This is a genomic window from Streptomyces sp. NPDC001450 (assembly GCF_053597295.1).
The window spans coordinates 186,532-195,450 of the sequence record NZ_JBSFHY010000016.1 but is presented as its reverse complement, the minus strand read 5'-3'; the positions used below and the strand labels follow the sequence as shown (position 1 = coordinate 195,450).

At 69.8% G+C, this 8,919-nt stretch carries 7 protein-coding genes; 2 read left to right on the top strand and 5 right to left on the bottom strand.

Annotated elements, in window-relative coordinates:
• Window positions 1-97 precede the first annotated feature (97 nt).
• On the bottom strand, window positions 98-1,000 hold the full coding sequence (locus ACWC5O_RS20040; protein WP_067031713.1) for a tRNA (adenine-N1)-methyltransferase: 903 nt from the start codon (window positions 998-1,000) through the stop codon (window positions 98-100).
• Between the two features lie 38 nt (window positions 1,001-1,038).
• Window positions 1,039-2,547, bottom strand: coding sequence for a site-2 protease family protein (locus ACWC5O_RS20035; protein ID WP_450584372.1), 1,509 nt, complete (start codon window positions 2,545-2,547; stop codon window positions 1,039-1,041).
• 176 nt (window positions 2,548-2,723) lie between these two features.
• Between ACWC5O_RS20035 and ACWC5O_RS20030 the strand changes: the two genes are divergently transcribed.
• Window positions 2,724-3,680 (top strand): RecB family exonuclease, encoded by a 957-nt coding sequence (locus ACWC5O_RS20030; RefSeq protein ID WP_450584374.1) that lies wholly within the window; start codon window positions 2,724-2,726, stop codon window positions 3,678-3,680.
• 14 nt (window positions 3,681-3,694) lie between these two features.
• On the top strand, window positions 3,695-4,366 hold the full coding sequence (locus ACWC5O_RS20025) for a response regulator (RefSeq protein ID WP_381666685.1): 672 nt from the start codon (window positions 3,695-3,697) through the stop codon (window positions 4,364-4,366).
• A 79-nt stretch (window positions 4,367-4,445) separates the two neighbouring features.
• Here ACWC5O_RS20025 and ACWC5O_RS20020 read toward each other — a convergent pair whose 3' ends face one another.
• The 3 genes from ACWC5O_RS20020 to ACWC5O_RS20010 all read right to left on the bottom strand — a co-directional run bounded on the left by ACWC5O_RS20020 (window position 4,446) and on the right by ACWC5O_RS20010 (window position 8,834).
• Window positions 4,446-6,026, bottom strand: a complete 1,581-nt coding sequence (locus ACWC5O_RS20020) for an ABC transporter substrate-binding protein (RefSeq protein WP_450584376.1) — start codon at window positions 6,024-6,026, stop codon at window positions 4,446-4,448.
• 69 nt (window positions 6,027-6,095) lie between these two features.
• On the bottom strand, window positions 6,096-7,700 hold the full coding sequence (locus ACWC5O_RS20015; protein WP_450584378.1) for an ABC transporter substrate-binding protein: 1,605 nt from the start codon (window positions 7,698-7,700) through the stop codon (window positions 6,096-6,098).
• 432 nt (window positions 7,701-8,132) lie between these two features.
• Window positions 8,133-8,834, bottom strand: coding sequence for an HAD family hydrolase (locus ACWC5O_RS20010; protein WP_450584380.1), 702 nt, complete (start codon window positions 8,832-8,834; stop codon window positions 8,133-8,135).
• Window positions 8,835-8,919: the final 85 nt, after the last annotated feature.

Here is an 8,919-nt window from a genome sequence, read left to right as displayed (position 1 = left end):
GGGTAGTCGAACTTGTCGTAGCGCGTGTTCGCCTTCTCCGGCAGCAGCAGGCCGATGGTGACCTCGTCGCCCTTGCGTTGTGCCCGGTGGGGGCCGGTCAGCGGCCGGAGCCACCGTCGGCGTTGGGGCCGGCGTAGTCCTCGCCGTAGGCGCCCTTGGCGGGGCGGCGGCGGCGCATGGGGGGCTCGACGCCGTCCGCGAGGCGGCGGGCGGTGAGCAGGAAGCCGGTGTGGCCGATCATCCGGTGGTCCGGGCGGACGGCCAGGCCCTCGATGTGCCAGTTGCGGATCATCGTCTCCCAGGCGGTCGGCTCGTTGAAGCAGCCGATCTCCCGGATGGACTCGACGGTCCGGGCGAGCTGGGTGGTGGTGGCCACGTAGCAGCACAGGATGCCGCCGGGTACGAGCGCCTTGGAGACGGCCTCCAGGCACTCCCAGGGGGCGAGCATGTCGAGGATGACACGGTCGACGTCGGTGTCGGACAGGTTGTCCTGCAGGTCGCCGACGGTGAGCTGCCAGGCGGGGTGCGGGCCGCCGAAGTAGCGCTCCACGTTCTGCTGGGCGATCTCGGCGAAGTCCTCGCGGCGCTCGTAGGAGTGCAGCATGCCCTGGTCGCCGATGGCGCGCAGCAGGAAGCTGCTGAGCGAGCCCGAGCCGACGCCGGCCTCCACGACGCGGGCGCCGGGGAAGATGTCGGCGAAGGCGAGGATCTGCCCCGCGTCCTTCGGGTAGACGACGGCTGCCCCGCGGGGCATGGACAGGACGTAGTCGGGGAGCAGGGGGCGCAGCGCGAGGTAGGCCACGTTGCCGGTGGTGCGGACAACGCTGCCCTCGGGAGCGCCGATCAGTTCGTCGTGCGGGAAGGAGCCCTTGTGGGTGTGGAAGTTCTTCCCGGCTTCGAGCGTGAACGTGTAGTGGCGGCCCTTGGGGTCGGTCAGCTGAACCTGGTCCCCGACCTTGAAGGGCCCGCGCCTGCGGGCGGCACCGGTCGGTTCGGACATGTGACCAGCCTACCGGCACCTGAGGGGGCCGCCGACCACTAGGACGGCCTCGCCATGGCCTTCACGAAGGCGCGCTCGACGTCCGCGGCGGACAGGACGCCGTAGATCTCGCCGGTCTCCTCGACCACCAGGTACTCGGTCGCCGGGGTGGCCCGCAGGACGTCCAGCAGTTCCTCCCCCGACAGTTCGGCGGAGACCCGCATGCCGTCGGTCAGCTCCTGGGCGAGGCCGCTGACGGCGACCCAGGGGCGGCGGTGCTCGGGTACGCCGACGATGGCGGCCTCGCGGACGAGGGAGAGGGGATTGCCGTCGGCGTCGACGACGACCAGGGCGCGGGCGCCGGCGGCGTTGGCGCGGCGCAGGGCCTCGGAGAGCGGGGTGTCGGTCTGCACCGGTACGGCCCGCCGGGTCAGGGTGCGGGCACGCAGCTCGGGGAGGTGCTCGCGCAGCCGGGCCATGCGCAGGCTGTTGCCGGCGCCGGTCCAGATGATCGCGGCGAGGATGGCGGCGAGCAGGGCGTCGGTGACGGTGTCCATGCCGCTGATCTCTTCGTTGCCGCCGCCGAGGGCGCCGGACTGGTTGAGCAGCGGGAGACCGATCAGGACCGAGATGGCGAGGGCGCGGCCGACCCAGGCGGCGGCGACGGTGCCGCTCATGGGCCTGCCGGTGATCTTCCAGACGACGGCGCGGAGCATGCGGCCGCCGTCCAGGGGCAGGCCGGGCAGCAGGTTGAAGGCGGCGACGATGAGGTTGGAGATCATCAGGCCGGCCAGCAGGACACCCGGGACCGTGTCGGGCGCCACCGGTTTCATGGCCAGGTAGAAGATCCCGGCGAGGACGAGCGAGAGCAACGGGCCGACGAAGGCCAGGACGAACTCCCGGCCCGGGGTCTCGGCCTCCTTCTCGATCTCGGAGACACCGCCGAAGAACTGGAGCTGGATGCGGCGGACCGGGAGCTTGAAGCGGATCGCGGCGACCGTGTGGGCCAGCTCGTGGACCAGCACGGAGGCGTAGAAGGCGACGGCGAAGAACAGGGACACCAGGTAGCGTGCGGCGCCCAGTTCGGGCAGCACGCGGTCCAGCTGGCCGCCGAAGACCCAGGTGATCAGCGCGGCGACCAGGAACCAGCTCGGCGCGACGTACACCGGCACGCCGAAGGGCCGGCCCATGAGCAGCCCGCCGCCGGGTTCCTTGGCCGGCGGCTGGGGCGGCTCCCCCTTGGCGATCCCGGCGTGCGCGAGGGACCGGTGCTCGCCGGGCTCGGCACGGGTGCCTGTGGCGGGCGCCTCTTCGCCGTCCCCGGAGTCCCCGGCGTCCCCGGAGTCCTTGCCGGTCGTCTCAGGCGGGGGCTCGGTCGGGGTGTCTTCCACGGTGTCCGGGTCCTGGTGCGGGTCCCGGTCCGCGGGAGGCGGGGGCGTCGGGGCGTCGTGGGGCTCCGGCCCGGGGTGGTCGGTGGATCCGGTCGTCGGGGCCGTAGGACCTGCGGGGTGCTCGGCCGGCTCGTCGTTGCCGGACCGCGGCTGCCCGCTCCCGCCGCTCACGTCCACGCTGTCCCCTCGTTCGAAGCGTCTTCCGCGCCAACCGGGCGGAAGGGTCTGGGTCGATGGTATGCGGCCGCGGTGACACGTTCCGCCCCGGCACCCCTGTGTTTGCCCCGTCGTCGCGCGCCCGACGCGGCCCGTGGCTGGGTCACTGTCAGTGCCGGGCCGTATGGTCTGGGGTCATGGACAGCAGCATCGAGGACGCGGGGGCACGGCCCGGCGCGGTCGAGGACACAGGGACAGCCGGCGTCAGCGGTGACGCCGCCGGGTCGGGGGGCGTGCGTCCCCCCGTGGCGCCGACGTCGTTGTCCCCGTCGCGCGCCAGTGACTTCATGCAGTGTCCGCTGCTGTACCGGTTCCGGGTGATCGACCGGTTGCCGGAGAAGCCGAGCGAGGCGGCGACCCGGGGCACGCTGGTGCACGCCGTGCTGGAGCGGTTGTTCGACGCGCCCGCCGCGGAGCGGACCGCGCCGCGGGCCAAGGCGCTGATCCCGGGCCAGTGGGACCGGCTGCGGGAGAGCAGGCCGGAGGTCACCGAGCTGTTCGCCGACGATCCGGAGGGGGAGCGGCTGGCCCGCTGGCTCGGTGAGGCCGAGCAGCTCGTGGAGCGCTGGTTCACGCTGGAGGACCCGTCCCGGCTGGAGCCCGCCGAGCGGGAGCTGTTCGTGGAGGCCGAGCTGGGGTCGGGGCTGCGGCTGCGCGGGATCATCGACCGGGTGGACGTGGCGCCCACGGGCGAGGTGCGGATCGTCGACTACAAGACGGGCAAGGCGCCCCGGCCGGAGTACGCCGAGGGCGCGCTGTTCCAGATGAAGTTCTACGCCCTCGTCGTGTGGCGGCTGAAGCAGGTGGTCCCGCGCCGGCTCCAGCTGGTCTATCTCGGCAGCGGGGACGTGCTGACGTACGACCCCGTCCTCGCCGACCTGGAGCGTGTGGAGCGCAAGCTGCACGCCCTGTGGGAGGCCATCAGGCGGGCCACGGACACCGGGGAGTGGCGGCCCCGGCCGACCAAGCTGTGCGGCTGGTGCGACCACCAGGCGCACTGCCCGGAGTTCGGCGGCACTCCCCCGCCCTATCCGCTGCCGGTGAGGGCGCCTGAGTCGGGGGCCGTGCAGCAGGGCAGAATGGGCCCGGACTAGCGAAGGAGTGTCCCGTGGCCATCCGCGTCCTACTGGTCGACGACCAGCCGTTGCTGCGTACCGGTTTCCGCATGATCCTGGAGGCCGAGCAGGACATCGCGGTCGTGGGCGAGGCCGGTGACGGCCTGCAGGCCCTCGACCAGGTGCGTGCCCTGCAGCCCGATGTCGTGCTCATGGACATCCGGATGCCGCGGATGGACGGGGTGGAGGCGACCCGGCAGATCTCCGGTCCGGGTCGGGACGGCCCGGCGAAGGTGCTCGTGCTGACCACGTTCGACCTGGACGAGTACGTGGTGGAGGCGCTGCGCGCCGGTGCGAGCGGCTTCCTGCTCAAGGACGCGCCCGCCGACGAGCTGGTACAGGCGATCCGGGTCGTGGCCGCCGGTGAGGCCATGCTGGCGCCGAGCATCACCCGCCGTCTGCTGGACAAGTACGCCACGCATCTGCCCTCCGGCGAGGAGCCCGTGCCGGACACCCTGCACACCCTCACCGACCGCGAGGTGGAGGTGCTGAAGCTGGTGGCGCGCGGGCTGTCCAACGCGGAGATCGCCGCCGACCTGTTCGTCAGCGAGACCACGGTCAAGACGCACGTCGGGCACGTCCTGACCAAGCTGGGCCTCAGGGACCGGGTGCAGGCCGCGGTGTACGCGTACGAGAGCGGCCTGGTGCGGCCCGGCGCGCAGTAGCGCGTGGGACGCTGCGAAACGCCGAGGGCGCCCTCCCCCGCGGGGAAGGGCGCCCTTTCGCATGGCCGGGACCGGGCCGTCAGCTCTTGCTCAGCTCCCAGAACCGGAACACCGTCGAGGCGTCCAGGCAGTACTCCAGGCCGTAGACGCCGTCGCGGACGAGCGCGTACTGCTTGGCCTGCCAGACCGGCAGCACGGGCAGCTCGTCGGCGACGATGTCCTGCAGTTTCCCGAAGTCCTTGTCGGTCGCGGCACGGTCGCTCTGCGCGGCCGTGCCGGGGATGAGGGTGCCGGTGATGGTGTTGTTGCTGTAGTTGTTGCCCAGCACGTTGCCCTTGCCGAAGAAGGGCGCCGTGAAGTTGTCGGCGTCCGGGTAGTCGGGCACCCAGCCCTTCACGTACACGCCGTACTTGCCCTGGGCGATGTCCTTCTCGTACTGGTCGAAGGCGACGGACTTGACGTCGGCCTGGAACAGCCCGCTCGCGTTGAGCTGGCCGGCGATGGCCTTCAGCTCCTCGTCGGTGGCGGGGCCGTAACGGGACGGCGTGGACCACAGGGTGAGCTTCACCTTGCCGGTGATGCCGTCGGCGCGCAGCGCGGCGGCGGCCTTCTCCTTGGAGGGGCGGGCGCCGTAGGTGTCGAAGTAAGCCGTGTTGTGGCCCGCGATGCCCGCCGGGATGATCGAGTACAGCGGGGTGGCGGTGCCCTGGTAGACGTTCCTGACCAGGGCGTCGCGGTCGAGGAGGTAGGCCATGGCCTTGCGGACACCGAGCTTGCCGGCGACCGGGTCCTTCATGTTGAAGACCAGGTGCTGGACCTCGGCGCTGCTGCCCTCGATGACGTCGATGCCCTTCTTGCCGTCCTGCTGGTCGAGGTCGGCGATGTCGGTCGCGGACAGACCACGGTAGGCGATGTCGACGTCACCGCTCTCCAGGGCCTTCTTCAGGGCGGCCCGGTCGCCGTGGAAGAACTTCAGCGTGACGCCGGAGTTCTTCACCTCTGCGGTGCCCTTGTAGTTGGAGTTGACGGAGAAGACCGCCTCGTCCTTGTCGAAGGAGTCCAGCTGGTACGGCCCGGAGCCGACGGCCTTGTCGTCGGTGCGCAGGCCGTTCGCGTCGTACTGCCGGTGGTCGACGATGGAGCCGGCACCGGAGGCGATCTTGCTGGGGAAGGTGGCGTCGGGGACCTTGAGCCGGAAGACGACCGTCTTCGCGTCCGGCGCCTCGACCTTGCCGAGCATCGGGAACATGATCGCCGGGCCGGCGGTGTCGTTGATCTTCAGCATACGGTCGAAGGAGAACTTCACGTCCTCGGAGGTGAGGGCGTCACCGTTGCTGAACTTCAGGCCGTCCTTGAGCTCGCACTTGTACACCGTCGCCCGGGTGTCGGTGAAGGTGCACTGCTTCGCCGCCTCCGGCTCGGGCTCCGTGCCGCCCTTGGGGAAGCTGAGCAGCGACTGGAAGACGTTGTTGAACAACAGCCAGGAGCCGGGGTCGTAACCGGAAGCCGGGTCCGTGGCGAGGACGTCGTCGGACATCCCCATCACCACGGAGGAACCGGTACCCCCGGATGCACCGTCTTCCGAGCCGCAGCCGGTCAGCAGGCCGGAGGCCAGCCCCGCCACGATGGGAAGGACTGGCCACTGGTTGCGCATGTTCACTGCATGTGCCTTGTCGTCGGTTGGTCATCCCGGGGCGACAGTGCCGTCACCCCGGGCACGAGAGGTATCTCAGCCGCTCACACCGCGGCTGAGCTCCCACAGCTGAAGCGTCGAGGTGGAGTTGAGGGCGTAGGAAGTGCCCGTGATGTCGTCCCGTGCGGCGATGTACTGCTTGCCCTGCCACAGGGGCAGCACGGGGACGTCCTCGGCGACGATGTCCTGAATGGCGGTCAGGCTCTTGGTGGCGTCGGCCCGGTCGGTCTCGCGGCGGGAGTCGGGGATCAGCGACCGCTGGATCAAGGCATTGTTGTACGGCGAGCCGAGGAAGTTGCCCTTGTCGAAGAACGGCGCGAGGAAGTTGTCGGCGTCCGGGAAGTCCGGGAACCAGCCCATGCCGTAGACGTCGTAGTGGCCCTTCTGCTCGGCGGGCCGGAAGGTCGCCCAGGGGTGTCCCTTGATGGAGACGTCGAACAGGCCGCTGTCGTTGAGTTGCTTCTGCAGGATCTCGAACTCCTGCTTCGTGGCGAAGCCGTAGTGGTCGGTGGAGTAGTGCAGCGTCAGCTTCACCGGGGTGGTGATGCCGCCCCTGGCCAGGAGAGCCTTGGCCTTGGTGACGCTGGGGTCGCCGTACTTGTTGAAGAACGAGTTGGAGTGACCGGTGACCGTGGCCGGGACCATCGAGTACAGGGGCTCGGCCTGGGTGCCGTAGATTTTGGAGACGAGTTCGCCGCGGTCGATGAGCTGGGCCATGGCCTGGCGGACGGCCTTGCTCTTGACGGTGGTCGCGTTGGTGTTGAAGGACAGGTAGCGGATTTCCAGGCCCGGCATGTCGACGAGTTCGACGTTCTTGTCGGAGCCCGCGTCGAGCTTCTTGATCTGTGCCGGCGTCATGGTGTGGGTCATGACGCTGATGTCGCCCTTGGCGATCGCCGCGCCCATGGCCTGCGCGCTGTCATACGTGCGCAGCACCACCTCGTCGTTGTTGACCGTCAAGCTGCCCTTGTAGTGGGGGTTCTTGGTGAAGGTGGCGCTGACCACCGTGTTGTCGCTGACCTCGGTCTTGACGGTGTAGGGCCCGGAGCCGTCGACCTGGAAGCTGTCGCGGAGCTTGCCCTTCGGGTAGTCCTTGGGATTCACGATGCCCGCGACCGGAGTGGACAGCTTGTACGGGAAGGTGGCGTCGGCCGTCTTGAGGTGGAAGATGACCTCGCGGTCGCCCTGGGTCTCGACGGTGTCGATGGTGTTCAGCAGGGCGGAGACACCGCTGTCGGAGTTGATGCGCAGCGCGCGCTCGATGGAGTACTTGACGTCATCGGCGGTGATGGCGGTGCCGTCGGAGAACTTCAGGCCGTCGCGGAGCTTGCAGGCGTAGCGTTCGTCGCCGGTGTCGGTGAAACCGCAGCTCTCCGCGGCCTCGGGTACCGGTTCGCCCTCGCCCTTGGGCTCGGTCATCAGGGTCTGCACGGTCTGGCGCAGGACGTTCCAGGTGCCTTCGTCGTAGGCGTAGGCGGGGTCGAGCGGCGCGGGGGCGTCCTTCGTGGCGGTGAACCGGTCCGTGGTGCCGACGACGATGGCGTTCCCGCTCTTGCTCCCGCTGTCGACTCCGCCGCAGGCGGCGAGAACCGGCGTGAGCAGGCCGGCGACTGCCGGCAGCACCAAAGTCTTGCGGTTCATGCGGGACTTTCTCCAGGACTGTTCGAACCCGTGTACCCGGCATGCATGGGTGGTGCGGCGGATCACGGGGGATGCGGCGATGTTCTCGCGACGAGATTAGACCGCGCCCGCAGGAGGGTTCACAGCCGCGCGAGTTGAGACCCCATCACGCAGTGAAACCGGGTGTGGACACACCGAAAACCCGACAGTGGCAGGTTTGGTGCAGCATCCCATCAATCGGGACACAAGGGCACGCCCGGTGACCCCGAACCGGGGTGATCAGCACACCTGGGCAACGTTGTCGAGCTCGTCCCGCGTGGGGAACGTCACACTCCCAACGGGGTTGGCGGTTACCGGAATTCGGCCGGGCGGCCCGCTTCGAATTCCACCCCGGTGGACTTCCTCGAAATTTTGTCCACCACGTCCAATGGGCTTCGCACGCTGGGTGAACGGCTAGCGCATTTCCGTCATCAGGCTGCGCAGAAATGCCAGGTCGACCTCTTCGAGCGAGCTCACGACCGTGCGTCCGCCGGTCGGCGCGATGGGTGCCACCGAGGGCACGGCGACCACCCGGCAGCCCGCGGCCTCCGCGGACTCGACGCCGGTCGCGGTGTCCTCGATCACCGCGCACCGGGCCGGATCGGCACCGAGCCCGGCGGCAGCCAGGAGATACGGGTCCGGGTACGGCTTGGTGCGCGACACCTCGTCACCGGCCACGGTCAGGGCGAAGTGCCGAGGGCCGAGGGCGGCCAGCACGCGGTCGATGATGCGCCGGTGGGAGGCGGAGACCAGGGCGGTCGGGATCTCCTGCTCGTACAGCTCGGCGAGCAGCCGCCCGGCGCCCGGCATCAGCGGCAGGGCGCGGCCGATGCGGTCCTCGAACCCGTCGTTGAGCAGGGTGGTGAGCTCGGGGAGGGTGATGTCGGCGCCGGTGGCCTCGATCAGGAACCCCGCGCTGCGGGTCATGGGGCCGCCGACCACGACGTGGCGCCAGGTCTCGTCCAGGGTGTGGCCCAGGGCGGCGAAGACCTCCACCTCCACGTCCCACCAGAAACCCTCGGTGTCCACCAGGGTGCCGTCCATGTCGAGGAGCACGGCCTGCAGGGCTGAGCCTTCGGCCGTACGGGTTCCGAGCGCGGGGACCGTGCTGGTCATCCTGGCGCACCTCCTTGAGGGACGACCAGGCCGGTTCCCGGACAGGGAACCGGCCTGCGGTGGACCGACCAGTGTACGACTTATC